Source organism: Trichormus variabilis 0441 (genome assembly GCF_009856605.1).
In the GTDB taxonomy this organism is placed as follows: Bacteria; Cyanobacteriota; Cyanobacteriia; order Cyanobacteriales; family Nostocaceae; genus Trichormus; species Trichormus variabilis.
Genome location: NZ_CP047243.1, coordinates 278,890 through 302,008, shown reverse-complemented (window position 1 = coordinate 302,008; position 23,119 = coordinate 278,890). Strand labels below are relative to the sequence as shown.

Below are 23,119 nucleotides of genomic sequence, written 5' to 3'. Positions count from 1 at the left end.
GTATGAGGTAAACATCATGTGCGAACAGATATTAGAGAAAGCCTTAGCCACCGACAATCATGATTTAGAAACAGTGCATGAACAACTAGAAAACATCTGGAGTGCGCTGATAGATTTCAAAGAGCAAAACCCCCAGGTTTTCAAATTCATAAATGAAAATGGTGGCGAATTAACACTTGCTGATGCCATCCAGGCATTAGCTCAAGCTTTAGATGTTCTAGAAAATTAAGCCTAATTGATGGGAAATCTACCATGCAAGTAACAATCACGATTCCACGGGGTTGGGGATATCCACGATTCACATTTGGGCAGCGTACAAAACAAGGTACTGTAGTGGGGATTGAGTATATTTCTAGTGATAGTTTGATAGGGAAAGAAGGTAATGCAGGCTGGCAATATGGTTTGCTACCTGACAAAAACAGCAAAGATATTGTTTATCTTAAAGAAGAGGAAATACAACCGTTTTCCGCCAAAGAATCAGAAGAAAAAAATTTGAACGAGATTGACGCTTATCTTAATGAAGTAGCAATTCTTCAAGCGCAATTAGGAGTGAATTTAGATATTCAGACTCTCTTTGGGGACGTAAAACCAACGACTTCTAAACCAATGCGAAGACAGAGCATATCAAGAAAGTCAGCAGCATAAAATGGCTACGCCGAAGCGAAAGTGAAACTCAAACCTCATTATCTAACAGGAGAGCGAAGAAGAAACTCTCCTGTTTTTTTTGATTTAGTCTTAACAAACTTAATCTAAATCATCAAAATATATGGCGAAAACAAAGCATATTCGGCAGAATTCAACGGCTGTATGTCTGCAATTCTTGCGGCGTTCTGGTGGCAAAGCAAGACTAAAACAATTTGCAATTCGCAATTCGCAATTCGCAATTGTGGATGTAATTAAAGATTAACTCGCTTAGGGTATAAGCCACTCCACTTAGCTCAAACCGAAAACCTGTTCAAATCAGTACTTTCTTGATTCCAATCATGAGAAAAAACAAAACATATAGTATCAATACTCTACGTGAACAGTTATGTGAGGGTAAATTGCGAATTGCGAATTGCGAATTGCAAATTGGTATGGGGACGTAGAACTATGCAGTTAAACCGAGTGTATGACAGTACCTTGTTATCTTTCTCAAAAGTATATCAAATACAAAGAACGCTGTACCGGTACTTATATCAAACTGGGACAATTAAACATCCCCAATATCACTTTAAACCAATGCCAGGACAGCGCAAAAAGACTAATTTGGTGATTAATCACAAAACCTTGATTAATCGGTGTGAGGAAGTTGTAGGGATGCAAGTTAACGCCACAGTAATTGATGAAAACGCGACGCAGATGAAGTTGTTTTAATAATATGAGTAAGTACAAACCCCGGACTATAAAACATCCTATCCGGTTGCAAAAAAATAACGCTCAAAAAATAATTTACCGGACAGTTAGAGATATTCAACAACTCAAAGATAGTTCCCCGATTGGTACAGCCACAATCAACAAACAATCAGTCATGGTTCGGAAACAGGGGATGTATTGGGCTGTTGTTTAGTGAGTGAAATACTGTGAAAGCTACGCTTAAGCAAAGCGAAAAAATGAGGTACTGAACAATGGTACAAGCGATCGCTAACGAAACATTTCTAACAGATGCAGTAGTTGAACATTACAACTTTGCAAAATTAAATAAAACTCGGATTCGTTTCAAAATTCAACTCAAGAAAACCACTAAAAGTAACGCGCCAAAGTGGACTGATGTTTTGCAGGCTGATAACGAAGAAGAATCAGATTTACTCAAAGTAAAATCCTCTGAAGTTGGGTTAAAGGGCATTAAAGTCTTCAAAGCACTGGACGAAGCGGCAAGTCAATTGCGCTCTGAGATTGCATCGGTGCAAGAGTGGATGAGCAACGATAACGGGGATTGGATTTGTCCGATAGACCTAGCGCCCCTGGTGTGGAGTCAGTTGCTCAACATTAGAGATGTAGTTGCTCCTGGTTTACGTACTGGTTTAAAAGATAGTTATGAGGAGGGACTAGCAGATTACACCGCACGTATTGACAAATTCATCTCGTTAAATGTTTGGGATTTACCAGTAGAAAAGCGTGATGAAGTTAAGGCGAATCTCATCAAAGCTTTTCCACTACTGTCAGATTTGGAAGAATATCTGCAAGTAATTATCGGTCGTCCGGTGATTATCCCGGCGCTGTCTGAACAGTTGAACTCCGAGCAAGCCAAGTGCCTTCAACAGATAACCCAGTTCATCCAGCAGTATGACCAAAACCTAGAGCAAAGGTTGAGGGAATCAGCGATCGCTGGAGGTGAACAACTAGCCGCACAGTTGCTAGAAGAGTTAGCCGATTGGGAGCCAGGACGCAAGCCAGTACAGTTCAAACGCAAAATGGAGAAACATCTTCAGAAAGTGCGTGTGCTGCTGGCGAATGCTAGTCCCGAAGCTGGCGGTAGTCTTGCTCAAATGATGGAACATCTGGATTCGATTGTGAATGACCCAGCGATTGAGTCTAAGAATTTGGGGTCAGAAGGGCGATCGCAACTCCAGACGAAAGTGGATGCAATCTACTCCAAATTGTTGGACGAGCAACGCAATCTGCAAAGGCTGGCGAGTGAGGATATTGGGTTAACTCAAGCCACTGTGAAGTCGTTCAAGTTCCGTTAGAAAAAAGCGATGCCCTGAGAATTTCGGGGCATCACGCTAATGCTAGTATTTTTCTCTTAAAAATATGTCACATTTTTCAACAGTTAAAACCAAATTAACCAACGGTAAGTGCTTAGTCCAAGCTCTAGAGGATCTAAAACTCAAACCCCAAGTCCACGAAACAGCACAGCCACTCAGGGGGTACTACGGGGATTCTCAAGGGCAGAGTGCAGAGATTATCGTTCCTGGGCATAGTTTCAATGCTCGTGCAGACATGGGTTTTAAGTGGAACGGTTCTGAGTACGATGTCATCCATGACAAGTACGAAACTTCTCCCCGGCTTGGTGAAAATTTCTTCAGCCACAAGTTAATGCAGACTTACGGGCGGCGAATGGTTTTAGCCAAAACTGGAGAATTACGCGAAAAGTTTGGCGAATGCACGATTAGCGAAGAAACCAAAGGTCAAGTGCAAACCCTACGCCTAACATTTGCCGGACATCAGGAAGTTAAACAATACGCCAGGAGATAATCAATGGAACGTTCTATACTGATACATTTCGATAACAAAACTGGTGAAGTGCGAGTAGAAGCTCTTGGGTTTGAGGGGTTGTCGTGTTTGGAAGCGACGCAGCCCTTTGAGGAAGCTTTGGGGGTTGTGGAAGGCGAACGAGAGTTTAAGCCGGAAGTTCAACAGCAACGAATGACTTCAACACAACAAACACGGCTACGGCAGTAAAACTAACGGGGGAAAGTGAACACTTCCCCCGGCACAAAAAATTATGAGCGAATTACCGAAAGAATACGCGATGGTTCATATTTACGTAGCTACGAAAGAAAGAGAACCAATCGTGATCAAAGGAAATGCTGAAGGTTTATGTGTATTGATTAATGCTTTAGTTTCAGCGATTGCCTTCAGTGATGGAACTGCGGAGATTTTTGACGGCAAAGCCGAATTTTATGAAGTGATCGTGAGACTTGTTAATACTCACGAAGAACTCGCACCATTACCGTATAAAAATGTACAACAATGAACTTAATTAATCTCCTGAGAACAATTGATTCGCAGATCCCAATTGTAGCTTTGGATGTCATGTCCCCAGAAGAAGCCACAATTGTACAGTGGCTATCCTCTCAGGCGCGAGAAAAACTAGACAGTCCCGTGTACTTCTGGAATCTGGGAGTATCGGGGCTGGAACTATGCCAGATTGCTGAGGATGGTGGATTGGTTTTCAAACCAGTACCAGAGTACAAAAGACCACCCCACGCAGATCCGTTGGTGTACATTTTCGAGTATATCAACAGTTTCGATGGTGCAGGGGTATTCATTTTGGGTGATGTGCATCCATTCGTGGGGAAGAACTCACCGCAGTTATCCTGGGAAATACTCACCAGGATTAAGAATCTTTACCACCGGCTCAAACCCACCGACAAACGCATCATCTTTCTGGGTCAAAATATTGAACTGCACGAGTCTTTAGTGCGGTTAATTCCACATTTTGAAGTGCCTTTGCCTACTGTTGATCAAATTCAAGATCACCTAGAAAGCTATCTTTCCTACTTAGAACAAGTAGCACAAGAACAAGAACAAAACTTCACAATTGCCTTAACTGGTGAAGAAACAGAATCTTTGGCACGGGCTGCTTTAGGGTTAACCCTGGAAGAAATTAGCGATTTTCTGAGATTGAGCGTCAAACAAATCTGGAATCCTACCAAGGGAGTTGTGATTGATCAGCACTTGACCGAGAGGGTGGTTCAGTACAAAACCCGGCTGCTGTCTCAAATGGGCATTGAGTTGGGGAAACCTGCAACTATCCCGTTTGGCGGATTAGACCTGTTGCGCGAGTGGTTGCAACGGCGGCGGCGTTTGTTTACTACTGAAGCGCGAAGTCTCAATCTGCCGCAACCCAAAGGTGTGCTACTGGCTGGCCCACCGGGTACTGGCAAATCCATCTGCGCTAAGAACATCGCCAGTATCCTGAATCTACCACTACTTCAGCTTGATATTGCATCAATGTTGGGTTCTTTGGTGGGTGAGTCTGAGGGCAATGTTCGCCGTGCTTTGAAAACTGCCGAAGCTATTGCCCCGTGCGTTTTGTGGCTTGACGAAATCGACAAAGCCTTGTCTGGTCAGGGTGATAGCTCTGGAGTCTCCCAGCGAATACTCGGAAATATCCTCACGTTCATGAGTGAATGTACGGCTGGGGTATTCGTTGTGGCCACCTGTAACGACCCGTCAGCGTTGCCTTCTGAACTCAAGAGAAAAGGCAGATTTGACGAGAATTTCTTTGTGGATTTGCCGTCTGAGGCTGAAAGAGCGCAGATTTTGAAGATTCATCTGGAGCGATTTGGCATCAGCGTTGAGGACGAGTACCTTGAGGCGATCGCAGCCAATACCGCAAAATTCTCTGGCGCAGAACTCGAAGTGCTTGCAGCCGAATCTGCATTGTTGGCATTTGACGAAGGGCGACCGCAGCAGGTAACGCTCGGTGATTTGGAAGCTTGTCGCCAAACTATCATACCGCTTGCTGTCCAGGATGCAGTGGCAGTCGAAAGAATGCAAACTTGGGCGAAATCTGCCAGGGCTGCTTCTAGTGCTGTGCCGACAAAAGCAGCTAAGTCGTTGCGAACTTCTCGTTTTAATTTGAATTAATAAACAGGCGATTGCTCCTCTCAAATAGTGAAGGCAATCGCTTCGCGCATAGTTTTTGAAGTTACTCAAAATTCAGGAGAAATTCAATGGCTAAATATTATCTTTGTGAAGCTCAATCAACAAATGAAGGTATCAGTAAAGTTACACCCTATGAAAAACCAGAAGAAGCCTTAGAAGCCGCATCTAATAATACAGCTAAAGTACATTTCATCTCTACAGTTAACCCTCTGGCTCAAGATGAGGAGGATGAAACTGAATAAATAGTCTATTGCGGGTGAATATTTACTCAAGGATATTCACCCGCAAGTTAATTAAAATATTAAAAACTATGGAAACATATCTTGTATTTGTGGATGCTGTCCGCAACAGTAACAAATTCTGGTCAGCGAAAGCCGAAGGCACTCAACTGATCGTCAAATGGGGGAGAGTTGGATATTCATCTCAAACGAAAATCCATTCTTTGGCAAGCAATCAACGAGCGATTTTCAAATATTATCAGTTGGTAGCTGAGAAAAAAGCCAAAGGTTATCAGGAAAGCCAATCTGAGATGGACGGTAGTCGCAATGTTTCGGAAATCAGACGTGCGATAGAATTGCTCAACATCATGCGTTCTTGCCTTGATGTGAGGAATTTTCATGAGGGCTACATTGCTGCATTAAATGAGTATTTGCAAATCGTTCCCACACCCCTCGGAATGCAGATAGATCCTACCAGGGTCTACAGAACTGTTGAGGATATCGACCACCAGAAACAAATCCTCAACTCATTATTATCACTCACTCCTACAACGGTTCCACAACCTACAGAAGCTCCAAAAGCTGAACCGCAAACCGTCAGTCTCAAGTCTCTGCCTAAGAGCTTCTGGCGACATTTTTGAGGGTTACTGCCATTTAAATCGCAAGCGGTTTGTTATTTGTTAATAGCAAACCGCTTATTTTTGTTAGAAATTAGGTAAAAATAATGACTAAAAAACAAAAGAATTGTTCTGAATTAACGGCAGCTAGTTTACTGCATTCACTTCGGGTATGCGGTGGTTCTACTCCTTTGCATCGGATAGGAGTTTCCATGTCTGTTATTCAATCTTTGGTGGATCGTGGAGTAGTAAAAGTCAGAAACACTGGATGCGGTTTTTTACTAGAAATTGTCGAAAGTAATTGAATAAACAAAGCTACGCTAAATCTCCAGAAATTCTAAAATATTTTTATGGAAATCAAAACAATCTCCGTTACCTATCAAAGAAAATTCAACTTGGGCGATTATGAATCAGTAGAAGTTGGTTGCTCATTATGGGGGCAAATTGACCCAGAAGAAGATGCAGAAGGGGCGACACAGTTTCTATTTGAACAGGCTAAAGCATCAGTTAAACAAGCAGCAATGCCACTGCTGAAAACTTCTCAATATCAAATGAGTAAATACAAACAAACTGCAAAGCAGAATACTCATGATGACTTGGAGAATTTCTAATGAGTGAAATTAAATTAGGGTTAGGGAATCCACCGCTACCTGTTTATCTGTATGTAGATAAAGAACTGGCTGATAATTATACTTATGGTTGGCATCATTATGACCCTCAACAAGACAAAAAAACTCTTGTCGCAGACAGAGCATTGACTGGATATATCAGTGAAATAAAACTGACCAGTAAAGATTTCAAGGGAAAAGAAAACTTGAAATTAGATATCGTTATTTTTGCAGACGAACTATATGTTGTTAGAAGTGGGATTGAGACTATTTTCACTAAGTCCTTTCTACTGGCAGCGTCTCTCATAGAGGATTACAACAAGCCACTAACAATCGTTGCTAATCCTGGCGATGAGAAAGTAGTGTTTTGCAGTATCTTTGATCCCCAAACCAGAAAAAGAATCCGCTATCAATGGGATGCAAATTCTGATTGGGCTTTCTTAATACAAAGCATTCAATCAAGACTATCAACTAGTCCAAAATATGAATTAGAAGAAGAGAATATTTCTACCCCTGCACCCCCTGCTTATCCGAACCGTATTGCTGCACCACCCCCAATCAACCCAAAATCTGCGGCGGTACATCCCCAAGACTTGCGGGTGAAACAAATTCGGACTCTGATGGATTATCCAGTTGACTTAATTCGGGAATGGCTTCAATTCCAGGATGTGAAAGCTCCTAGTCAATTGCCCATTATCAAGGTAGATGAACTGGTGAAAACCATTTGTTTGGCTTGGGCGGCTGACAAACTTGACCCCAATCATGCAACAGCTTCTTATCAGCAGCAGGTGTTGAATACCGTTGTCTCTGGTACTCCTGAAATACAAGCTATTCAGGGATGGATGAATTATGTTGCAGGTTTGAGAACTCCTGTTAGTTCTCGGTAGATATTTAATTTAAGCAGCTATATCGGCTGCTTATTTTTTCAAGGAGAAAGATGAAGCTATTAATAATAGACACAGAAACCGCAGACAACGAAAATACGCCCTGTGAAATTTCTGCAACGCTCTACCAAGTTGGAGAGTATTCGGGAGCGATTGCCACTGTTTCAACTTTGATTCCAGTTGAAGTCAACAACGCCCAGGCAATCAATAGGATTTCCCCAGAACTAACCCAGGCGGCACATCCCATTTATCAGCGTTCGCTTGAACTTCTGCGAGAAATATCCGCGATCGGTGATTATGCTGTTGCTTTCAATGCTGAGTTTGATTCACAAGTGGCTGACAAATTCTTCCCTGGTATGGTTTCAGTTCCCTGGCTTTGTGCAATGCGCGACTTTGATTGGGGATACCACAGCATCAATTCGCATGGTGGTTACAAGCTGACTGACCTCGCCCTTTGGCTGGGGATTGGTATCAGCACTGTCCATCGTGCTGGGGATGATGTGCGGTTGTTGGTTGAGTGTTTGAATCGCCACAAGAACTTACCAAAACTGGTGGAGGATGCAATTATCCTTGCTGAATCCCCGATGGTAGAAATCAAAGCACTGGTTAGCTACGAAGACCGCCACAAAGCGAGTAAGGCGAAGTTTGCGTGGGATGGCGAGCGCAAAATTTGGTACAAATCAATGCGTGAGTGTTTGTTGGATGATTTCATTCAGTCGCTTGATTTTGATGTAAGTTTATTCCGGGTGAAAACAGCAGGTCGTTAGTAAATAAGGAGATAACAAATGCACTCAGAATTTTTCAGAAAAACGGTGATAGGTATTCCCTATGAGCAATGGCAAAGTATGTTGGTGAATCGATTTTATATAGTGCAACTGATAAATTTAGAAACCAATAAAAGAGAAGCTCGCATTCTGTCTAATTCTGCCCTCAAAACTTACTTTCCCCGTCATTGGAAGGAGTTAACAACAAAGTTAGGAGAAAAATCTACATGGTTTCCAGTTAAAAAGCGCAAAAATTACGTAATTACTACAGCAGTATTAGAAGCTGGCAATTAATTAATTGAGCTTATCAATTTGTTTCTCAAAGGCAGTTTTATACTGTCTTTCTTTTTTTAATACCTGAAAACCATGAACAAAATCACTCACCAAATAACCCAAACAAAACATTTAGAACGCATTCAAAAAATAGAAATAATCACCAGGAAACGACGTACTATGAAGCGATTAAAATCACGCTGTTTTGTTAACCAAACCCTGACAAAATTTGCGCTTTACTCGATTGTGACTACTGGGTTTTTAGGAGTAGCAGCTTTGGGCTGTTGGGGATTTGAAATTATTGATGCCAACTCCAAACCAACAATATTTCGGGGAGATGATTGGCAAGCCCACAAAAATGTTTGCTTGGGCGGCATGGTGGTAGCATTCTCTGGGTTTCTAGGGAGTGCGCTGTTGGGGGTGTGTTTGGATGGGACTGAGGTACAAGAACCAAAAAACTAAGCACTTAGTGCTTCCGGCTCTGTATCAGCTATTTCCAAGACACGATGCAACCAGCTTTGGGTTTGGGAAGCCGCCAACTGTATTTGTTCGGTATCAGACCAAATTTCGTCCCAATCGAACAACCAATTAGTCATTAAACGTACCAAGTCAACCAACTCACAAGCTCGGTCAATATCCTGAGCCTTCACCATGTCAGGAACAGTCCATTCGATAAAGTACCTGCTTTCTTTTACCAGAGGCAGCATCAAATCCTTCGATGATTCCCTAGTCCACAGAGAATAAATTTGCGATAGGTGATTTGCCAAGCGATGCAGACGAGTGGAGACATCATCTTGCATGAAAATTTGTTGCTCAGGTGTCGGTTCAATCATACATCTCCCAGGAACTCAATAATAATTTGGGCTACTCTTTGTCTAATATTAGGATCAATTATCTCCATTGTACGGTTTTGGCGGGGACGAAGGTTGACCATTGAATCAAACATTATCCTTCCTGTTAAAGGCATGAAACTAGCAGCCCAAATATCTTGTTGTCTACTCCCATCTTTCAATAACTCCTTTTCACAGTCAGCGTGTAAATCACCACCACCAACTAATACTCGACGCTCAATATCTACTACGGTTTTGATATAAAATTTGTGTTCTAACAGCATTTGCTCAAGTTGAAAAGGGGTAGCAGGTTCGCGCAATAGTAGAATCAATTCACTATCCTCACTAAATCCTCAGTTAGACATACTTTATTTGGTGGTTTTGTCTGAAGTTCATTTAACTTGTTGTACGTGTTTGAGCAAAGCGATCGCTAACTCCAAAATATTATTACTATCCCAAGAAGGAATTTGGTCAAGTACATATTGGATAACGGCTTCGGGTGGCTCATCAGGAAGTGAGCCAACACGCAGCAAAGCATCATTAGTGCTTTTAATCATCCGCTCTATTTTTTCTGCTCTGCTTTTACCTGGCATAGTATCTAGCACAGCTATAACTTCATTTTTGAGGGAAACATTTTGATAACCCTGATTTGGCATAAAAATTAAATTATCACTTAACAAACAGAGTACATAGGTCAGAATCAATAACTACTTAAGAGAGTGAGAAAGGTTGCTCTTTGTCGAATGACATTCCTTGTGGAAGTTAAAAGTGCCTGTAGTCTTATAACTTTTAAGTTCCGTGTTTTAATATTACTGTATAAGTCAAGTATTTCTAAAGGAATCTCTATTCCCTAAAAAATTACAGTATTATTAATATAATTCCTGCAACTAATTCAAAACATTGTTGGGAAAAGTATTAAATAATAAAAGACCAAGGAGAAACAAAATAATATGAATTTATTAAAGTTATTGTGCAGATGACAAATCAAAGCGATCGCACTCCGGCAAAGAACTGCGATCGCTCCCACCCGAAGGCAGTTCCCCCCAAACAGACTGGAGGACAATAAATATCATGACACCTCAAGAGTACGCACAGAAATACAATTTGAAAGCAACAACTGTGGCACACGAACACTGTATTAGTGAGAACGCCTACCGTAGACAGATCCTGTCCACAAAAAATAAAAACAGACCAGCCGCTACAACTTGTCGCATTTCTCAACTGCTCAACTTCATCCGAGAACATGGACTAGAGCCACCAAACCCCATTTTTTTTGACTGATTCTTAATCAATTACAAAATCATTTACCTAGTCAATTGCCTGCTGTGTGCAGGTTTTTTATTATCAAGGAACAAGGTCAAGAGACAGTCAAAACACAGTCAAAAGACGATGCTCATGGACATCATAATGACATTCATGTTGCTACGGATATGACACGGATATTGACTATCTTTTTAAGACTATTGACACAGATAATACTGAATAGGGAAAGGTAGTATCATTTGAAGCAGAGGGAAAAAGGCTAGAAAAATGGTACGTCCCAGGATAAAACTAACAGAGCATCTATCAACAGAAGAAATAGAACAAAGTTATCGCCGATGTGAAGATGCACAAGAGAAAACCCGATGGTTAGTGATTAAATTGCTCAATCAACAACCACAGTTGTCAGCGCAAAAGGTAGCAGAGATTGTGGGATTCTCAGGGGACTGGGTGAGAAAAATCGTGCGGCGATACAACAAGCTAGGAGCAAACGGAATCATCAATCAACAGAAACTGAAACCAGGAGGAAAAAAACTTGCACTCACAAACGAGCAACAACAGTGGTTGCGCCAAAGGTTAGCTTCACCACCAGAAGATGGGGGGTTATGGAGTGCGCCAAAAGTAGGGGAATTGATCCGAGTACAGTTTGGAATTACACTCCATGTCACTACAGCTTGGGATTACCTCAAAAGGCTAGGATTTAGTCTGCAACAACCACGACCTCTGCATACTGAGGCGGCAACTTTTGTTCAAAGACAGATGTTTAAAACTGAGTTAACGGAGTTTGTGCGATTGTTACGTTTCCTCCATCCGCACAAATCAGTTGAAGTTTGGGCAGAAGATGAAGCTCGATTAGGCCTCAAACCCATCGTCCGTCGAGTTTGGACACCAGTAGGTCATCGTCCCAATGCTGTGCATCGCACTCGTTACCAATGGCTTTATACTTATGGATTTGTCCATCCAGCTACTGGCGAGAGTTTTTTCTTGATTTTACCCAGAGTCAACATTGCTGTCATGCAAATGGCTTTAGATGCTTTTGCCGCTGAAGTCAATCCTCATCATCACAAAATCATTGTTTTGCTTGTTGATCAAGCTGGTTGGCATACCAGTAAACAATTAATGTTGCCAGCTGGTATCATTCTGTTTCCTCTGCCTGCTTATACACCTCAACTCCAACCGACTGAGTGTGTTTGGTCGCTTCTACGTGAAGCTGTTGCTAATCAGATGTTTTCTACTCTCGATGAACTAGAAACTGTGTTAATTTCTCGTTGTCAATGGTTAATGTCTCACCCTCAAATTGTTCATGGCAAGGTTGGGTTTGATTGGATTTGCCAAATTTGACCTCAGTTATTCAATTAATACTTCCTTTCCCAATTTAGTATAAGACATAGTGAATGAAATCAGGATGGAAAGAACAACTTTTTAATCTAAAACCGAGCCAATCAGGGGTAGATCCTTTGATTTTACCGATGTCAAAGACAAAAGCGACCAAGATTTTAGGTATTTGCCCTCGCACATTAGAAAGATGGGCAAAAGTCGCCGGACTCATACCTGAGTATAGATTAATACTTATGAGAATGAAGACTTTTGCTGACCAAAATAATCTAAAAGCACCACCAATCACACCTTATCAAGTGTGGGTGGTAGGAAAGATTGGTGAATTGTTTGGAGATTTAGAACAGGGAATAGATAAAAAACCTTTTGTCAAGGCAATTGTGGAAACAAATAAAACCGAGTACACACGCTCAGAATTTGAAAAAGACCATCTGAGATTCACATCAAACGTATTAGGAGAAGCCAATGTCTGATAACAAATTCACCCGCCAAGAATTATTTGAACTGTTAAGCGCCAGTTATCCCCCAGAGAAAATCATTGCAGGGTTACAAGAGTTAGCCAAAACAGATGCAAGCATTGATCCAAATGGAAAAGAGTTTGATGTGGAGGTGAGCGATCGCTTGGAGAAGTTATTCAACCTAGCCGAGACAGTGATAGACCAAGCCAAACTATTAGGAGCAGGAGGAAGTCTAACAAATTTACAAACTCAGGCAATAAATACAGCCGTGCAACAATTACAAGCGCAAGGAATCACACAAGAGACATTCAAAGCATTCTTAGAGATTGCGGCGGGGACAACTGTTGCTCAAGCGTTTGCCGTTCACAACTTCAAAACACAGTTGTTTGACGACATTTCACAGGGACTAGATGTTCAACTTTTGCAAGAGCGTACACAAGCAGGTGTCGAAGAAATTTCGCTCATCTACCAAATCATTAAAGATCCTCAAACTAAAGAGAAAATCATCTCTGAGTACGGTTTAAAAACGCCCCAACAGCTTAAGAATGAGTAAGGATTCAGGTCTAATATTGCGGAAGTAAAGAGGGGCGAGAGTGAGAATTATTAGAATCAGCAATTAGAGCTTGCACAAAAAAATCAATAACAGACCTACCTTGACGGCGACAAGTCTGCACTACCGTCAACAAATTGGCAGTATGTTGAAACCGCTTCATCGAGCGTGAACCACCACTAACCTTACGTTTTGTCACAGCTAAACGCAGCGAGCGTTCAGCGAGATTATTATCAGGAGGAACTTCAGGATGGTCAAGGAAATACCACCATTGGCTTGCTTTATCGCGCAAAGAACGTAAAAGGTTTCCAGCCGTAGCTCCTGCCAAGTTAATCCATTGATCAACAGAAAATTGCAACTTGAATTTGAATTGATTTATCCAATCGTTATAACTGTTTGAGTCAAGAGTTTCAAACCATTGAGCATAACTTCTGAAGGCTTCATCAATTAAATTGACAAAGGTTTCGCCGATAGCTTTGTTGTGAAGACCGGGAAGTTGAATCAATTTTTTGAAGTGACGACGTAGATGAGCCAAACATTTCTGTTGGGCAACAGCTTGATAGCCATTATAAACACTAAAATCATCGCTGCTGAGTACACCTGTATACTCAGTCCCTAAAATTGCTTCTAGTTCGGCTCTAGAACGAGTATCAGCCGCAGTAAACAGGCAGAATTCAGAATTAGCCACTACCCACAACCATTCTTTAACCCCTTTAACTGACCAAGGTGTTTCATCTACATGGATGTTAGGTTGTGTCTGTTTTACCCAATTACTTAACTCATGAATACTCGGTTCAATTGCTTGTTGTATTCGTTCATTGGTGGCGACTAAAGTTCCCAATCCAATTTCAATCTCACCAAGTTCCCAAAGCATTTCCTGCTGTTTTTCGTAGGGCATATGTGCATAGTTATTTGTCCACCCTAAAAATGCTTGTAACGACGTTCCTAAATCTTGTCCTGGAATAATTTCTTGGGGCCAGGCTGCTGTTTGTATATTTCCACAGCATTCACACACGCACGTATGGCGTTGATACTCAACTATTTCTATGGGACATTCTACTAGTTGCGCTACCGCGTGTTTTTCTACTTTTACTGCTAGGGGTGCAAATGCTTTTTGACCACAGTAAATGCAATCCGTTGGACGTAAAATTTCATAGCGATCTACTCTGCCAAAACCCTTTCGAGTTTTACCTTGATGTCCTGGTTGCCCACCTGGTTTCTTTTTCGGTGGGTTTGATTCCTCAAGGTGAGGCACTTTTTCTTTTTCGCTTTTTTTGTGAATGTCTTGTGATGGAGGTTTTGATGAATTAGAACTATCTAAATCTCTGCTGACTTTTAAACGCTCTATTTCTTGCTGTAGTTCTAATATTATCTTTTGTAGCTCACGTATTACCTTGCTCTGCTCAATGATGATGTCCACCAGTTCTTCTTTAGATAACTGGCTCAAACTTTCTCTGTCTAAATCTTGAGGCAAGTTTTGGTTCATATTTTTGATACTCCACCTCTACTGTCCCCTTTGTCAATACTCTGTTACCTGAATCCTTACAAGAATGAAGTTCAAACTTTGACCGAAACTTCTACACCTGAGTTTGACCCGTTGAAGTTTTTTGAGGAGGTAGGTTTACCAGTCGAAGCAAAAAAGTCAGTGCAACCCAAGACTATACAGGATTTGCGATCGCTAACCCAGCATTTATTCAAACGACAACCAAATCAAGCTACAGCATGAGTAAGTTTTGGGAGAAGTACAAATGGGCCATCTCAATAGTTTTCTTCATAAGTTGTGTTGCGTTGTCTGTAGGCATTCGTGTATTGCAAGCTTCAACACCAACTCAGGTGATAAATGAGCAAACGCAAGTATTCAACTGAGTATCTTACCTACATTCATTCCCCACGGTGGAAGATCAAATCCAAGCAGTGCCAACAATTAACGCTCTTTCATTGTGTACTTCTTCCCTGGCACAAATCCAATCACGCGCATCATTTGACTTACGACAATCTGAAGTACGAAATACCTGTGCGGGATATTGTGCCATTGTGTGAATCGGCTCATAAATTAGTTCACTTATGGTTGTTTTGGAATACTCCAGTGAGGTGTGTAGTAAACTGGTTGCTCAGACTTTTGATGGTATTTTCTCTGTTTTTTGGCGGGTGATTTGGGTAGTTAAACAACTTACAAAATTAACGAACTAATCAATATGGAAAGACAAATTCTAGATGCAATAGGTTTTGGAAATCCACAAATAGAACCAGACCCAAAACCTGTAGTTGAACAAGTTGTAGTTCAACATGAGCAAATCCCAAACACGATTGACAACTTTGGAAAAATTTTAGACCAGTACGAGCCAGCTTGATTTTGAGGCATGAAATACCAAAAACAAGCACTACTAGGATTATTGGGAATGGGTTTAATCGCTAGTCCTTGGTTATCTAAACTGCCAGCGCAATTCCACACTTACAACACCGCCACAACTATTCAACAATCCGAAGAAATAGAGCGGATTAAAGCCGAAGAAAGGGCAGCAACATCCCAAAGAATTAACGAGTTAGGAGTCAGCCCCAGCTTTAAAAAATTGCGGATGCAAAATTATTTAGATACTCATTCGCGTAATCCTAGACCCAATACTACAGGTTATTTAGAAGATGAACTAGTTTTTGTCTATGACTCGACAGGCAGGTGCATCGGGCGAATCGAAGAACGTCAATGGAAATGGAAATATCGATTCAGAGGGGCTTGCAATGATTCACCACTATATTCTGACGCTGGAAATTAAACCATGAGCAATCCCACACCCACTACTCCTAACCCACAACCAAAAGAGCAAAATAAACCTCAACGGGGGTTAGGTGAGTATTTAGAACTTTTAGCTCGATGGATTGTTGAGCTAATTTCACTACCAGTTGTGTTTGTCTCACACATCGTTGCTCAATTTGTCACCCCAGGTACACCAGGATATAGATTAGTCGGTGCAATTGGTTTTTGGATTGGCACACTCCTTTCTACTGATAGCGTTTGGCAGGTTTTATTCCAAGGAAAGCCCATTTGGCCTTGGTTTGAACAAGAATGGGTTGGCTGGATCGGTTGGTTACAACTACCATTTAATCCCTTATTCTGGATCAGTTTTGGCATCTCTGCATTGGTACAAGTTATGGAAGCACGAACCCTGCGTGGTAAAGACCCAATCCAGGCTAGAAGTGAGTTTGAAGAATCCAAGCAATATGCTTTAGGTAGCAAACCCACCGGGAATATCGATTTGACTGTGGCTTTGTGGGGTGATTATAAGAGGGCTGGTATGAAAGAACGTAATGCAGGGGGAGCGATCGCACTATTTTTCTGGGTACTGGATATCACCACAACGTTTGTTGGTCGGTGGCCCTTCCGTTACACTAACCCAGGCGCAATTTTAGGTTGTTTTGCGTATAACTGTGCTTCCATGATGGCTGGCGAGATTGGTTACAACATTTGGAAACTTACTAAGTAGAGGTCAGAGGCGATGGAACACCAAATACCAATGCTAGGAACAAAAGAAACCGCGCTTCTGCGTGGCGATTACCCCAGCATTGAGTATTTGGAAGCTGGGAACATCGCCTCTTGGTTGCAAGAACGTCAAGACCAACTACTCATCCGTGCTAAAGATGAACGTAATGGTATGAACCTTGCCAAGTTCATCACTTTGGCGACGGCGTCCACTGGAGCAGTTTGCTATGCAACATCTCCTTTAGCGGCGGTTGGGGCTGTGGTTGCTGGTGTTGGGTATCTCTGGTCTGTAGTACAAGACATCAACGACACTCACCAATTCGCTCCTATCCCCTTTATTCGCGGTAACTTTATTGAGTTTCTCTCAGCAATGGGTGATAGTGTTGCTAGAGACGAATATTTTGCTAACAAAAATGAACTGGCTGACTTGATGCTCCACTTAGAGCCTATGGAGAAATATGAGTTCGCCATGCTCAAGCAATCATCTCATGTAGTGTGTGAATACTTGAGCTTCGTTGAGCCTGGAAAAAGGTTTTACGCTTACCGTTGGTTGTTGGATTGGTTCATTCAGTTGCGTGGGCAGTTCCCCACCCGCGATCAATTGTCTGGGCATTTAGCGCAAGTGACAATTGACCCGCGTGTAAATTACCAACAGGTAACAGTTATTCAAGAAGCTATTAAACCCCAAAATCTTGGTATTCCGCCTGCAAGGTTTGTTGAGTTGCCTAGTATCAGAGCAGGGGAGGCAAGGGGGGAAATGTTAGTAAATTCTCCCCCTGCTTCTTCTACTTCGCCTACCCCAACTGCAATTGTTAACACGGAAATCTCCACCTACACCAAAACGCCTCAAGTGCAGTATGACCTCATCGGGCATATTGCTAAGAAAGTGACAAATATGCTGTGGGTTGGTGTTCCTGGTTCTGGCAAAGGCATCACCATTAGCAATGCCATTGATGCTATCAAGCGATCGCATAGAGACACACATATCTTTTACATTGACCCTAAAGGTGATGAGAAAGAAACTGGTTATTTCAAAGGTCGCGTTGACACTTTAAAACGTGCCAAAATTCTGGAAATGTCACCCATTGAGGCAGTCAAGTGGGTCAAAGACTGTTTTGCCGAGTTCCAACTTATCACCGGAGACAAGCTGATTATTCTGGATGAAGGTACGGCGGTTTGTTCCAAATTCAAGAACGCTAAGAATGAAATTGGTTGGCTCAAGGATAAAATCATCTCCTACTGTTCATGTGGTGATAGTTCTGGTTGGCACTTCTGGATAGTCGTACAAAATCCCCACACTGACGATTTGGGTATTTCTGGCGGACTGCGATCGCAACTAACATCTGTAGCTCTAGTTCACCCCGATAATGTGCCGGCTTACAATGCCATGATTTCCACTCAACTGATTCCGGGCGATCGCAAGATTACTTCGACGCAAGTGATGGAGATTGCTGCACAATCACCTGTGGGTCGAGCAGTATATTACGGTGGGGTGAACGAATGGTTTCCCATGCAGTTGCTACAAAATTTCTCTGGTTATGACCGGGACAATAAGAAATTTCTAGATACACCAAAGACTAATGATTCCTCTCAAGTAGCAGATTTAGATGCAACTGAAACATCCCAAAGTCAATCTCAACGGGTACTAGCACTTTTGGAACGTACTACTGCATCCTCACTCGATGAATTTATCTACAACGAGTTGAAATTAGACGGGACTCAAGCCGATTTAGTACGTGTGGGGATTGAGAAATTACTCAAAGACTCCCCTCTCAAATATAAGTTTGACGGGTGAGTTTCTTAAACATTTATTTATTTCAACTAAGAACAAAACTGGAAGAAAAATATGAAATATACTGATATTTTAAATTTAAAAGCTTAATCAATATATATGAACACATATTATTCATCCTCAAATAATACTCATCCTGGTGAAATATTTGCTCATATTGAAGCCCAGATACGGCGATTAGATTGGATGCAGGAGAATATCAAAAATTATCTGATGCAGACCTTCAATAAACGCGCACGAGTTTTTCTAACTGTGGATGAGGGAGAGAAGTTTTTAGATTATTTGTAGTCTCTCTAGTTAGCAAAATAAATATATTTAACGAATACAAACATTATGAACATAACAGATTTATCTACCAATATTTCCAGTGGACAGGCTTTGATAATTGATGAAGTAGCTTCTATCAAACAGCATCTACAAGGGCATCCTCAGCGTGAAGAAATTTTGCGGAATATCCGAGAGTACGAAGCTCAGATTTTGAGGCAGGAACAGGATAAGAAATAATTATTGTTAATGGTTTCAAAATAATGAAAGGAAAAATTTTAAGAGATATTGAGTGTGAGAATACAGGTAAGATACTATTTCGTGATGGTCAAACTGTTGAGTGTGGCTATCACACTGAGATGGGTAAAATCTCAGATAAAAAGACCGATTTTATCTGTGCAAGACAGTGGTTACTCGTATTGCAAGAACCACGCTGTATTACAGAGGTTGATTTTCTAACATCTGAAGACGTGATGATTCTTGATGAAGTTGTTTGAAGCAAGGTGAGAAATAAATTCAGTTCAGTGCAATCGCATGAGAGAAACCGAATTTTCTGTACCTGAATTAATTGTCTACTACTGGCAGCGACTATTTTTAATAAATGATTTGCACCTTAGAGTCAACGCCAGTATCAAAGACTTTCCTGAAGTGAAATACTGCCCTCAAAAGTACAAAGCTTTCGACATAGCGGTGGAACTGCATCGGAACAGTTCCAAGCCTTGGGTTGGCTGATGCAGGAGAGGGATGCTCGACAGAATGTCTGTCGAGCATCGTGAAAGGCTTTTGCTGTAACGGTTTTAGTCTTATATACTAACTGGAATTGAGCGATCGCTAACCGCAAGCGTGTAATTGCACCTACAAAGCCATCGGCTGCAACAACCTCTGCCACAACCGAGTGTAGCGCTGCTGATCATTCGTAGTTCTGACTGCCAAGGTGATCGCCTTCTTGGAACCAACCACAATCGCTAACTTCCTTGCCCTGGTCAGACCTGTATAAAACAAATTCCGCGAAAGCATGACATAATGTTGCATGAAAAGTGGAAATATTACAACTGGAAACTCTCCGCCCTGGCTTTTATGACATGAAATCGCAAATGCCAAAGTTATCTCATTGAGATCCGCATAATCATACACCACAGCCCGACCACCATACTCAACCGTAACCTCTTGCTCCTCCGTATCAATATTTAAAATAGTCCCCAAATCCCCGTTAAAGACCTCGCGGTCATAATCATTCATCTGTTGTATAACGCGATCGCCCTCGCGCAGAATCATCCCACCCCGGCTAATCTCGACTTTCCCCGATGCAGGCGGATTGATCAGCTGCTGCAAAACGGCATTCAAATTTCTAGTCCCGACTAACCCCCGCGACATTGGAGACAACACCTGTACATCCGTGCCTGGATTAAAACCCAGCCGTGGGATAAACTCGCCTACCAATTCACAGATTGCTTGGACTCCGTGTTCAGGGCTGTGGCCACCACCATGCCACAAGCAGTCCGACTGCGGATTATCGCTGATTGGTTCAATCTTTGGGTAATCCCCCTGGTTGATTTGGTGCGCTGCCGTCACAATTGCGCTTTGCTGGGCTTGGCGAAATACTTGCGTTAGCTTCACCACTGGTACTTGTAGTGAAGTGATTAGGTCTGCCAGCACTTTACCAGGGCCTACTGATGGTAATTGGTCAATATCACCCACTAATAATAGTTGCGCTCCATTAGCTACCGCTTTAAAGAGCGAATGTGCCAGAAATAGGTCTAACATCGAAGCCTCATCGGCAATAATGGCACTGAAGGGCAGGGGATTTTCGTTATCCCGTTTGAAACCCATTGTTTTCGGGTCAAATTCCAGCAAGCGGTGAATGGTCTTAGCTTCCAGCCCAGTCATCTCGGATAATCGCTGTGCGGCCCTTCCTGTTGGTGCAGCTAGGGCAATGTTTTTTCCCATCGCTTTCCACAATGAAACTATGGTGTGTGTCGTGAAGGTTTTCCCCACCCCTGGCCCACCAGTAAGAACCATTACCGGAGAGTAAGCTGCCTTCTCTACCGCTTGCTGCTGTTGGGGTGATAGCTGAATTTTGCGGCTGGACATGAATCGCTCTAGCCAAGCACGGACGCGGGGAATATCTTGTTTAACTTGTTGGCGTAACCGTCGAGATATCAACTGTGCTAAATTCTGCTCGGTGTGGAAGAAGCTCGGCTTATAGCACAGCAATAACTTTTCTCCGTAGCTGTCTCTAACATATTCCCGGATGAGTTCTTCCTTGGCTGACATATCTTTGATGATGTCCGCGATCGCTTCATTTGTTGGCTGATGGTCATCGGTTGTTAGTAGCTTGATAACTTTCTCGATGAGTTCCGGCTGGGGGAGATAACAATGACCATCTTCGGCTGCTTCACTCAATGCGTGGATAATGCCAGCGCTGTAACGAAATTCTGAGCTTGAGGGTACACCAAGATTTCGCGCAATCTTGTCGGCGGTCAAGAAGCCAATACCGTAGATGTCGGTCGCAAGCTGGTACGGGTTCGCAGTGACGGTGGCGATCGCTTTATCTTGGTATTGTTTATATATTTTTACGGCGTATGTTGTAGAAACGCCGTGGGTTTGCAAGAACACCATCACCTCTTTGATTGCCTTTTGCGTTTCCCAGGCGTTCTTGATGAGCTTGATGCGTTTCTTGGCGATACCTTGTACTTCAATTAGGCGGTCAATTTGGTTCTCAATGATGTCGAGTGTTTCTAACCCGAAATGTGCAACAATGCGCCTTGCTGTGACCGGCCCGACTCCTTTGATTAGTCCGCTACCCAGGTATTTCTCGATTCCGGTGAGGGTAGCGGGTTTGGTTTCGTGGTAGTTAGTGACATTGAATTGTGGCCCGTACTGCGGATGGTCTTTCCAGAAGCCTGTTAGCTGTAGCGTTTGCCCAGGCTGGATGTTAGCGAAGCTGCCGACGATGGTGGTGAGGTCGGTACTGCGGGAGCGGGTTAGACGTGCGACTGTATACCCGGATTCCTCTGAGTGGAACGTTAGGCGCTCGACTACTCCGGTGATGATTTCGTAGTGGGGTTGTGCTTCGGTTTGTTGTGCTGTTGGTAGAGTTGACATTGGGTGTCAAAAATGCCGCACACCATTATAAACTTGTGGGTGAATTTATTTTAGTACATTCATACTGATTACCATCAGTTACTATTATTTATTCTCTTATTCAAGACAAAAACTTCATAAAGTCGCTAATCATACAATAACTAAGTAGAATGAGGTGAAAAAACCAAACTATGTAAAGATAAGTAAATACGTACAATGTACATACAAAGGTAACAGCGATATGGGCAGCCGTTTAAGGGTATTTCTGACTAAAGAGCAAGATAGAATGCTTTTAAACCTGAGAACGGCAGACGTACCCCAGAAGGTAAAAGACAGAGCCGAAGTGATTAGATTGAGCGCACATGGTTGGTATGTAGAGAAGATAGCAGCGCACTTTAACTGGACTGCCCAAACAGTCAGAGAAGTATTGCATAGATGGGAGGATCTTGGCTTAGAGGGGCTTTGGGAGAAACCAGGGCGGGGAGGAAAATCAAGGTGGGCTGAAGCTGACATGGTGTTTTTAGAAGAATGTTTGGAGCTTGAGCCACGTACATATAATAGTGTTCAGTTAGCTCAAAAATTAGAACAAGAACGCTCTGTGAAATTAAGTCCTGACTGGTTAAGACAGGTACTTAAAAAAAGGGGATCATTTGGAAACGAACTCGAAAAAGCCATAAGAGAAAACAAGACCCGGTAGTACAGCAAATCAAACAGGCTGACTTAGAAATGCGGGAATTGTCTGCGGCTGTTGGCGAAATCGATTTAAAGTATGTGGATGAATCAGGGTTTTGTGCGTGGAGTGACCCCAGTTATAGCTATTACTTCAAAGGTAAACAAAAACGTTTAGAACAGAGTAACCGTCGGGGTCGAAGGTTAAGTATTATTGGCTTTCTACAACCGTTAATTAGTTTTGTATACGGTCTGGTGATTGGTGGTGTTTCACGCCAGTCTTATATTCAGATGATGGAATTTGAAGCACTTGAAGCTCAAAAAACTGGACGCATCAGAGTCATAGTGCAGGACAACGGCCCAATACATCGATGCCGCGAAGTTCAGCAATTATGGACAAAGTGGGAAGCAATGGGTTTGTACATTTTCTTTTTACCCAAATATTGTTCTGAGATGAACCCAATTGAATTGGAGTGGCAACACCTGAAAAAAGATGAACTTGCCTCGAAAACTTTTGAGGATGAGTTAGACCTTGCTTATGCCGTCATTGATGGAGTTCAAACAAGAGGAGATAAAGGAAATTACAGTACACATCGTGTAAGATTTAATTCTTCTTCTTCTGCTTAATTCTTTGTTACATACTTGTGAAATTTCACCACGACTTACTTATTGTATTTTTTCTTACATAAAATTTGATGTGTGCCTTAAATCAAGCAACTGTC

The 23,119-nt window shown here is 42.2% G+C and carries 38 protein-coding genes; 31 read left to right on the top strand and 7 right to left on the bottom strand.

Features of this window, described 5'->3' with window-relative positions:
* Nucleotides 1-16 precede the first annotated feature (16 nt).
* The 18 genes from GSQ19_RS27830 to GSQ19_RS27750 all read left to right on the top strand — a co-directional run bounded on the left by GSQ19_RS27830 (nucleotide 17) and on the right by GSQ19_RS27750 (nucleotide 9,142).
* Nucleotides 17-229, top strand: a complete 213-nt coding sequence (locus GSQ19_RS27830; RefSeq protein WP_011316567.1) for a hypothetical protein — start codon at nucleotides 17-19, stop codon at nucleotides 227-229.
* Between the two features lie 23 nt (nucleotides 230-252).
* Nucleotides 253-645 (top strand): hypothetical protein, encoded by a 393-nt coding sequence (locus tag GSQ19_RS27825; protein ID WP_011316566.1) that lies wholly within the window; start codon nucleotides 253-255, stop codon nucleotides 643-645.
* A 121-nt stretch (nucleotides 646-766) separates the two neighbouring features.
* Entirely contained in the window at nucleotides 767-907 is a 141-nt protein-coding gene (locus GSQ19_RS27820) for a hypothetical protein (RefSeq protein WP_011316565.1), read from the top strand.
* A 314-nt stretch (nucleotides 908-1,221) separates the two neighbouring features.
* Entirely contained in the window at nucleotides 1,222-1,356 is a 135-nt protein-coding gene (locus tag GSQ19_RS30480) for a hypothetical protein (protein ID WP_306660018.1), read from the top strand.
* Between the two features lie 4 nt (nucleotides 1,357-1,360).
* Nucleotides 1,361-1,549: a hypothetical protein gene (locus tag GSQ19_RS27810; RefSeq protein WP_011316563.1), complete on the top strand. Its 189-nt coding sequence runs from the start codon at nucleotides 1,361-1,363 to the stop codon at nucleotides 1,547-1,549.
* Between the two features lie 58 nt (nucleotides 1,550-1,607).
* The gene (locus GSQ19_RS27805) at nucleotides 1,608-2,669 is read left to right on the top strand and encodes a hypothetical protein (protein ID WP_011316562.1); all 1,062 of its coding nucleotides are present in this window, start codon (nucleotides 1,608-1,610) and stop codon (nucleotides 2,667-2,669) included.
* Between the two features lie 64 nt (nucleotides 2,670-2,733).
* Nucleotides 2,734-3,177, top strand: a complete 444-nt coding sequence (locus GSQ19_RS27800) for a DUF1257 domain-containing protein (RefSeq protein WP_011316561.1) — start codon at nucleotides 2,734-2,736, stop codon at nucleotides 3,175-3,177.
* 3 nt (nucleotides 3,178-3,180) lie between these two features.
* Nucleotides 3,181-3,384 carry a DUF2997 domain-containing protein gene (locus tag GSQ19_RS27795; RefSeq protein ID WP_011316560.1) on the top strand — a complete coding sequence of 68 codons (204 nt, stop codon included), beginning with the start codon at nucleotides 3,181-3,183 and terminating at the stop codon, nucleotides 3,382-3,384.
* A gap of 43 nt (nucleotides 3,385-3,427) precedes the next feature.
* The gene (locus GSQ19_RS27790) at nucleotides 3,428-3,679 is read left to right on the top strand and encodes a hypothetical protein (protein ID WP_011316559.1); all 252 of its coding nucleotides are present in this window, start codon (nucleotides 3,428-3,430) and stop codon (nucleotides 3,677-3,679) included.
* The gene (locus tag GSQ19_RS27785; protein ID WP_011316558.1) at nucleotides 3,676-5,298 is read left to right on the top strand and encodes an AAA family ATPase; all 1,623 of its coding nucleotides are present in this window, start codon (nucleotides 3,676-3,678) and stop codon (nucleotides 5,296-5,298) included. Before GSQ19_RS27790 ends, GSQ19_RS27785 begins: the two co-directional genes overlap by 4 nt.
* Before the next feature lie 86 nt (nucleotides 5,299-5,384).
* Complete coding sequence (locus GSQ19_RS29875; protein ID WP_011316557.1) at nucleotides 5,385-5,558, top strand: hypothetical protein; 174 nt, start codon at nucleotides 5,385-5,387, stop codon at nucleotides 5,556-5,558.
* 68 nt (nucleotides 5,559-5,626) lie between these two features.
* Nucleotides 5,627-6,175, top strand: coding sequence for a WGR domain-containing protein (locus GSQ19_RS27780; RefSeq protein WP_011316556.1), 549 nt, complete (start codon nucleotides 5,627-5,629; stop codon nucleotides 6,173-6,175).
* Between the two features lie 83 nt (nucleotides 6,176-6,258).
* The gene (locus GSQ19_RS27775; RefSeq protein ID WP_011316555.1) at nucleotides 6,259-6,456 is read left to right on the top strand and encodes a hypothetical protein; all 198 of its coding nucleotides are present in this window, start codon (nucleotides 6,259-6,261) and stop codon (nucleotides 6,454-6,456) included.
* 45 nt (nucleotides 6,457-6,501) lie between these two features.
* The gene (locus GSQ19_RS27770) at nucleotides 6,502-6,762 is read left to right on the top strand and encodes a hypothetical protein (protein ID WP_011316554.1); all 261 of its coding nucleotides are present in this window, start codon (nucleotides 6,502-6,504) and stop codon (nucleotides 6,760-6,762) included.
* Nucleotides 6,762-7,646 carry a hypothetical protein gene (locus tag GSQ19_RS27765; RefSeq protein ID WP_011316553.1) on the top strand — a complete coding sequence of 295 codons (885 nt, stop codon included), beginning with the start codon at nucleotides 6,762-6,764 and terminating at the stop codon, nucleotides 7,644-7,646. The genes GSQ19_RS27770 and GSQ19_RS27765 overlap by 1 nt, the downstream gene beginning before the upstream one ends.
* Nucleotides 7,647-7,696: 50 nt before the next feature.
* Nucleotides 7,697-8,410 carry a 3'-5' exonuclease gene (locus GSQ19_RS27760; RefSeq protein WP_011316552.1) on the top strand — a complete coding sequence of 238 codons (714 nt, stop codon included), beginning with the start codon at nucleotides 7,697-7,699 and terminating at the stop codon, nucleotides 8,408-8,410.
* Nucleotides 8,411-8,428: 18 nt separating this feature from the next.
* Nucleotides 8,429-8,701 carry a hypothetical protein gene (locus GSQ19_RS27755; RefSeq protein ID WP_011316551.1) on the top strand — a complete coding sequence of 91 codons (273 nt, stop codon included), beginning with the start codon at nucleotides 8,429-8,431 and terminating at the stop codon, nucleotides 8,699-8,701.
* A gap of 72 nt (nucleotides 8,702-8,773) precedes the next feature.
* The gene (locus GSQ19_RS27750; RefSeq protein ID WP_011316550.1) at nucleotides 8,774-9,142 is read left to right on the top strand and encodes a hypothetical protein; all 369 of its coding nucleotides are present in this window, start codon (nucleotides 8,774-8,776) and stop codon (nucleotides 9,140-9,142) included.
* On the opposite strand, the gene GSQ19_RS27745 is transcribed toward GSQ19_RS27750, so the two are convergent.
* From GSQ19_RS27745 to GSQ19_RS27735, 3 genes are all read right to left on the bottom strand, one after another.
* Nucleotides 9,139-9,513, bottom strand: a complete 375-nt coding sequence (locus GSQ19_RS27745; protein WP_011316549.1) for a hypothetical protein — start codon at nucleotides 9,511-9,513, stop codon at nucleotides 9,139-9,141. The genes GSQ19_RS27750 and GSQ19_RS27745 overlap by 4 nt on opposite strands.
* Nucleotides 9,510-9,794 carry a DUF5674 family protein gene (locus tag GSQ19_RS27740; RefSeq protein ID WP_011316548.1) on the bottom strand — a complete coding sequence of 95 codons (285 nt, stop codon included), beginning with the start codon at nucleotides 9,792-9,794 and terminating at the stop codon, nucleotides 9,510-9,512. Before GSQ19_RS27740 ends, GSQ19_RS27745 begins: the two co-directional genes overlap by 4 nt.
* A 108-nt stretch (nucleotides 9,795-9,902) precedes the next feature.
* Entirely contained in the window at nucleotides 9,903-10,166 is a 264-nt protein-coding gene (locus GSQ19_RS27735) for a hypothetical protein (RefSeq protein WP_011316547.1), read from the bottom strand.
* 415 nt (nucleotides 10,167-10,581) lie between these two features.
* On the opposite strand from GSQ19_RS27735, the gene GSQ19_RS27730 reads away from it, so the two are divergent.
* From GSQ19_RS27730 to GSQ19_RS27715, 4 genes are all read left to right on the top strand, one after another.
* Nucleotides 10,582-10,791 (top strand): hypothetical protein, encoded by a 210-nt coding sequence (locus GSQ19_RS27730; RefSeq protein ID WP_011316546.1) that lies wholly within the window; start codon nucleotides 10,582-10,584, stop codon nucleotides 10,789-10,791.
* A 249-nt stretch (nucleotides 10,792-11,040) separates the two neighbouring features.
* The gene (locus GSQ19_RS27725; protein ID WP_011316335.1) at nucleotides 11,041-12,111 is read left to right on the top strand and encodes an IS630-like element ISAva6 family transposase; all 1,071 of its coding nucleotides are present in this window, start codon (nucleotides 11,041-11,043) and stop codon (nucleotides 12,109-12,111) included.
* A gap of 128 nt (nucleotides 12,112-12,239) precedes the next feature.
* Nucleotides 12,240-12,578 (top strand): MerR family transcriptional regulator, encoded by a 339-nt coding sequence (locus GSQ19_RS27720; RefSeq protein WP_228119689.1) that lies wholly within the window; start codon nucleotides 12,240-12,242, stop codon nucleotides 12,576-12,578.
* The gene (locus tag GSQ19_RS27715) at nucleotides 12,571-13,116 is read left to right on the top strand and encodes a hypothetical protein (RefSeq protein WP_011316544.1); all 546 of its coding nucleotides are present in this window, start codon (nucleotides 12,571-12,573) and stop codon (nucleotides 13,114-13,116) included. The genes GSQ19_RS27720 and GSQ19_RS27715 overlap by 8 nt, the downstream gene beginning before the upstream one ends.
* Before the next feature lie 10 nt (nucleotides 13,117-13,126).
* On the opposite strand, the gene GSQ19_RS27710 is transcribed toward GSQ19_RS27715, so the two are convergent.
* On the bottom strand, nucleotides 13,127-14,599 hold the full coding sequence (locus GSQ19_RS27710) for an IS66-like element ISAva2 family transposase (protein WP_011316419.1): 1,473 nt from the start codon (nucleotides 14,597-14,599) through the stop codon (nucleotides 13,127-13,129).
* Nucleotides 14,600-14,677: 78 nt separating this feature from the next.
* On the opposite strand from GSQ19_RS27710, the gene GSQ19_RS27705 reads away from it, so the two are divergent.
* Nucleotides 14,678-14,839, top strand: a complete 162-nt coding sequence (locus tag GSQ19_RS27705; RefSeq protein ID WP_185479169.1) for a hypothetical protein — start codon at nucleotides 14,678-14,680, stop codon at nucleotides 14,837-14,839.
* Between the two features lie 175 nt (nucleotides 14,840-15,014).
* Here GSQ19_RS27705 and GSQ19_RS30360 read toward each other — a convergent pair whose 3' ends face one another.
* Nucleotides 15,015-15,146, bottom strand: a complete 132-nt coding sequence (locus tag GSQ19_RS30360) for a hypothetical protein (protein ID WP_255449097.1) — start codon at nucleotides 15,144-15,146, stop codon at nucleotides 15,015-15,017.
* A 162-nt stretch (nucleotides 15,147-15,308) separates the two neighbouring features.
* On the opposite strand from GSQ19_RS30360, the gene GSQ19_RS29870 reads away from it, so the two are divergent.
* The 7 genes from GSQ19_RS29870 (at nucleotide 15,309) to GSQ19_RS27675 (ending at nucleotide 19,141) form a co-directional block, all read left to right on the top strand.
* Entirely contained in the window at nucleotides 15,309-15,464 is a 156-nt protein-coding gene (locus GSQ19_RS29870; protein ID WP_011316542.1) for a hypothetical protein, read from the top strand.
* Nucleotides 15,465-15,473: 9 nt separating this feature from the next.
* On the top strand, nucleotides 15,474-15,884 hold the full coding sequence (locus GSQ19_RS27700) for a hypothetical protein (protein WP_011316541.1): 411 nt from the start codon (nucleotides 15,474-15,476) through the stop codon (nucleotides 15,882-15,884).
* Nucleotides 15,885-15,887: 3 nt separating this feature from the next.
* On the top strand, nucleotides 15,888-16,592 hold the full coding sequence (locus tag GSQ19_RS27695; RefSeq protein WP_011316540.1) for a hypothetical protein: 705 nt from the start codon (nucleotides 15,888-15,890) through the stop codon (nucleotides 16,590-16,592).
* Between the two features lie 12 nt (nucleotides 16,593-16,604).
* Nucleotides 16,605-18,383, top strand: coding sequence for a hypothetical protein (locus GSQ19_RS27690; protein WP_011316539.1), 1,779 nt, complete (start codon nucleotides 16,605-16,607; stop codon nucleotides 18,381-18,383).
* A 96-nt stretch (nucleotides 18,384-18,479) separates the two neighbouring features.
* On the top strand, nucleotides 18,480-18,668 hold the full coding sequence (locus tag GSQ19_RS27685; RefSeq protein ID WP_041457319.1) for a hypothetical protein: 189 nt from the start codon (nucleotides 18,480-18,482) through the stop codon (nucleotides 18,666-18,668).
* 45 nt (nucleotides 18,669-18,713) lie between these two features.
* Nucleotides 18,714-18,884, top strand: coding sequence for a hypothetical protein (locus GSQ19_RS27680; protein WP_153228480.1), 171 nt, complete (start codon nucleotides 18,714-18,716; stop codon nucleotides 18,882-18,884).
* A 23-nt stretch (nucleotides 18,885-18,907) separates the two neighbouring features.
* Nucleotides 18,908-19,141 carry a hypothetical protein gene (locus GSQ19_RS27675; RefSeq protein WP_011316538.1) on the top strand — a complete coding sequence of 78 codons (234 nt, stop codon included), beginning with the start codon at nucleotides 18,908-18,910 and terminating at the stop codon, nucleotides 19,139-19,141.
* A 134-nt stretch (nucleotides 19,142-19,275) separates the two neighbouring features.
* Here the strand turns inward: GSQ19_RS27675 and GSQ19_RS27670 are convergent, their stop codons facing one another.
* Both GSQ19_RS27670 and recD2 read right to left on the bottom strand, forming a co-directional pair.
* The gene (locus GSQ19_RS27670) at nucleotides 19,276-19,533 is read right to left on the bottom strand and encodes a hypothetical protein (protein ID WP_153228479.1); all 258 of its coding nucleotides are present in this window, start codon (nucleotides 19,531-19,533) and stop codon (nucleotides 19,276-19,278) included.
* Nucleotides 19,500-21,749, bottom strand: a complete 2,250-nt coding sequence (gene recD2 / locus GSQ19_RS27665) for an SF1B family DNA helicase RecD2 (RefSeq protein ID WP_011316536.1) — start codon at nucleotides 21,747-21,749, stop codon at nucleotides 19,500-19,502. Before recD2 ends, GSQ19_RS27670 begins: the two co-directional genes overlap by 34 nt.
* Nucleotides 21,750-21,969: 220 nt before the next feature.
* Between recD2 and GSQ19_RS27660 the strand changes: the two genes are divergently transcribed.
* A protein-coding gene (locus GSQ19_RS27660) for an IS630 family transposase (RefSeq protein ID WP_224312000.1) occupies nucleotides 21,970-23,024 on the top strand; the annotation gives its coding sequence in 2 pieces (ribosomal slippage) (nucleotides 21,970-22,362 and nucleotides 22,365-23,024; 1,053 coding nt in all).
* Nucleotides 23,025-23,119 lie beyond the last annotated feature (95 nt).

Bases quoted from the DNA above. Each gene is read 5' to 3' on its own strand.
- GSQ19_RS27785 (WP_011316558.1), top strand. From the start codon at position 3,676: ATGAACTTAATTAATCTCCTGAGAACAATTGATTCGCAGATCCCAATT.
- GSQ19_RS27765 (WP_011316553.1), top strand. From the start codon at position 6,762: ATGAGTGAAATTAAATTAGGGTTAGGGAATCCACCGCTACCTGTTTAT.
- GSQ19_RS27725 (WP_011316335.1), top strand. From the start codon at position 11,041: ATGGTACGTCCCAGGATAAAACTAACAGAGCATCTATCAACAGAAGAA.
- GSQ19_RS27700 (WP_011316541.1), top strand. From the start codon at position 15,474: ATGAAATACCAAAAACAAGCACTACTAGGATTATTGGGAATGGGTTTA.
- GSQ19_RS27675 (WP_011316538.1), top strand. From the start codon at position 18,908: ATGAAAGGAAAAATTTTAAGAGATATTGAGTGTGAGAATACAGGTAAG.
- GSQ19_RS29870 (WP_011316542.1), top strand. From the start codon at position 15,309: ATGGAAAGACAAATTCTAGATGCAATAGGTTTTGGAAATCCACAAATA.
- GSQ19_RS27780 (WP_011316556.1), top strand. From the start codon at position 5,627: ATGGAAACATATCTTGTATTTGTGGATGCTGTCCGCAACAGTAACAAA.
- GSQ19_RS27720 (WP_228119689.1), top strand. From the start codon at position 12,240: ATGTCAAAGACAAAAGCGACCAAGATTTTAGGTATTTGCCCTCGCACA.
- GSQ19_RS27830 (WP_011316567.1), top strand. From the start codon at position 17: ATGTGCGAACAGATATTAGAGAAAGCCTTAGCCACCGACAATCATGAT.
- GSQ19_RS30360 (WP_255449097.1), bottom strand. From the start codon at position 15,146: ATGGCACAATATCCCGCACAGGTATTTCGTACTTCAGATTGTCGTAAG.
- GSQ19_RS27710 (WP_011316419.1), bottom strand. From the start codon at position 14,599: ATGAACCAAAACTTGCCTCAAGATTTAGACAGAGAAAGTTTGAGCCAG.
- GSQ19_RS27745 (WP_011316549.1), bottom strand. From the start codon at position 9,513: ATGATTGAACCGACACCTGAGCAACAAATTTTCATGCAAGATGATGTC.
- GSQ19_RS27800 (WP_011316561.1), top strand. From the start codon at position 2,734: ATGTCACATTTTTCAACAGTTAAAACCAAATTAACCAACGGTAAGTGC.
- GSQ19_RS27685 (WP_041457319.1), top strand. From the start codon at position 18,480: ATGAACACATATTATTCATCCTCAAATAATACTCATCCTGGTGAAATA.
- GSQ19_RS27695 (WP_011316540.1), top strand. From the start codon at position 15,888: ATGAGCAATCCCACACCCACTACTCCTAACCCACAACCAAAAGAGCAA.
- GSQ19_RS27795 (WP_011316560.1), top strand. From the start codon at position 3,181: ATGGAACGTTCTATACTGATACATTTCGATAACAAAACTGGTGAAGTG.
- GSQ19_RS27760 (WP_011316552.1), top strand. From the start codon at position 7,697: ATGAAGCTATTAATAATAGACACAGAAACCGCAGACAACGAAAATACG.
- GSQ19_RS27790 (WP_011316559.1), top strand. From the start codon at position 3,428: ATGAGCGAATTACCGAAAGAATACGCGATGGTTCATATTTACGTAGCT.
- GSQ19_RS27810 (WP_011316563.1), top strand. From the start codon at position 1,361: ATGAGTAAGTACAAACCCCGGACTATAAAACATCCTATCCGGTTGCAA.
- GSQ19_RS27755 (WP_011316551.1), top strand. From the start codon at position 8,429: ATGCACTCAGAATTTTTCAGAAAAACGGTGATAGGTATTCCCTATGAG.
- GSQ19_RS27735 (WP_011316547.1), bottom strand. From the start codon at position 10,166: ATGCCAAATCAGGGTTATCAAAATGTTTCCCTCAAAAATGAAGTTATA.
- GSQ19_RS27805 (WP_011316562.1), top strand. From the start codon at position 1,608: ATGGTACAAGCGATCGCTAACGAAACATTTCTAACAGATGCAGTAGTT.
- GSQ19_RS27680 (WP_153228480.1), top strand. From the start codon at position 18,714: ATGAACATAACAGATTTATCTACCAATATTTCCAGTGGACAGGCTTTG.
- GSQ19_RS27775 (WP_011316555.1), top strand. From the start codon at position 6,259: ATGACTAAAAAACAAAAGAATTGTTCTGAATTAACGGCAGCTAGTTTA.
- GSQ19_RS27715 (WP_011316544.1), top strand. From the start codon at position 12,571: ATGTCTGATAACAAATTCACCCGCCAAGAATTATTTGAACTGTTAAGC.
- GSQ19_RS27690 (WP_011316539.1), top strand. From the start codon at position 16,605: ATGGAACACCAAATACCAATGCTAGGAACAAAAGAAACCGCGCTTCTG.
- GSQ19_RS30480 (WP_306660018.1), top strand. From the start codon at position 1,222: ATGCCAGGACAGCGCAAAAAGACTAATTTGGTGATTAATCACAAAACC.
- GSQ19_RS27750 (WP_011316550.1), top strand. From the start codon at position 8,774: ATGAACAAAATCACTCACCAAATAACCCAAACAAAACATTTAGAACGC.
- recD2 (WP_011316536.1), bottom strand. From the start codon at position 21,749: ATGTCAACTCTACCAACAGCACAACAAACCGAAGCACAACCCCACTAC.
- GSQ19_RS27770 (WP_011316554.1), top strand. From the start codon at position 6,502: ATGGAAATCAAAACAATCTCCGTTACCTATCAAAGAAAATTCAACTTG.
- GSQ19_RS27730 (WP_011316546.1), top strand. From the start codon at position 10,582: ATGACACCTCAAGAGTACGCACAGAAATACAATTTGAAAGCAACAACT.
- GSQ19_RS27825 (WP_011316566.1), top strand. From the start codon at position 253: ATGCAAGTAACAATCACGATTCCACGGGGTTGGGGATATCCACGATTC.
- GSQ19_RS27820 (WP_011316565.1), top strand. From the start codon at position 767: ATGGCGAAAACAAAGCATATTCGGCAGAATTCAACGGCTGTATGTCTG.
- GSQ19_RS27740 (WP_011316548.1), bottom strand. From the start codon at position 9,794: ATGCTGTTAGAACACAAATTTTATATCAAAACCGTAGTAGATATTGAG.
- GSQ19_RS29875 (WP_011316557.1), top strand. From the start codon at position 5,385: ATGGCTAAATATTATCTTTGTGAAGCTCAATCAACAAATGAAGGTATC.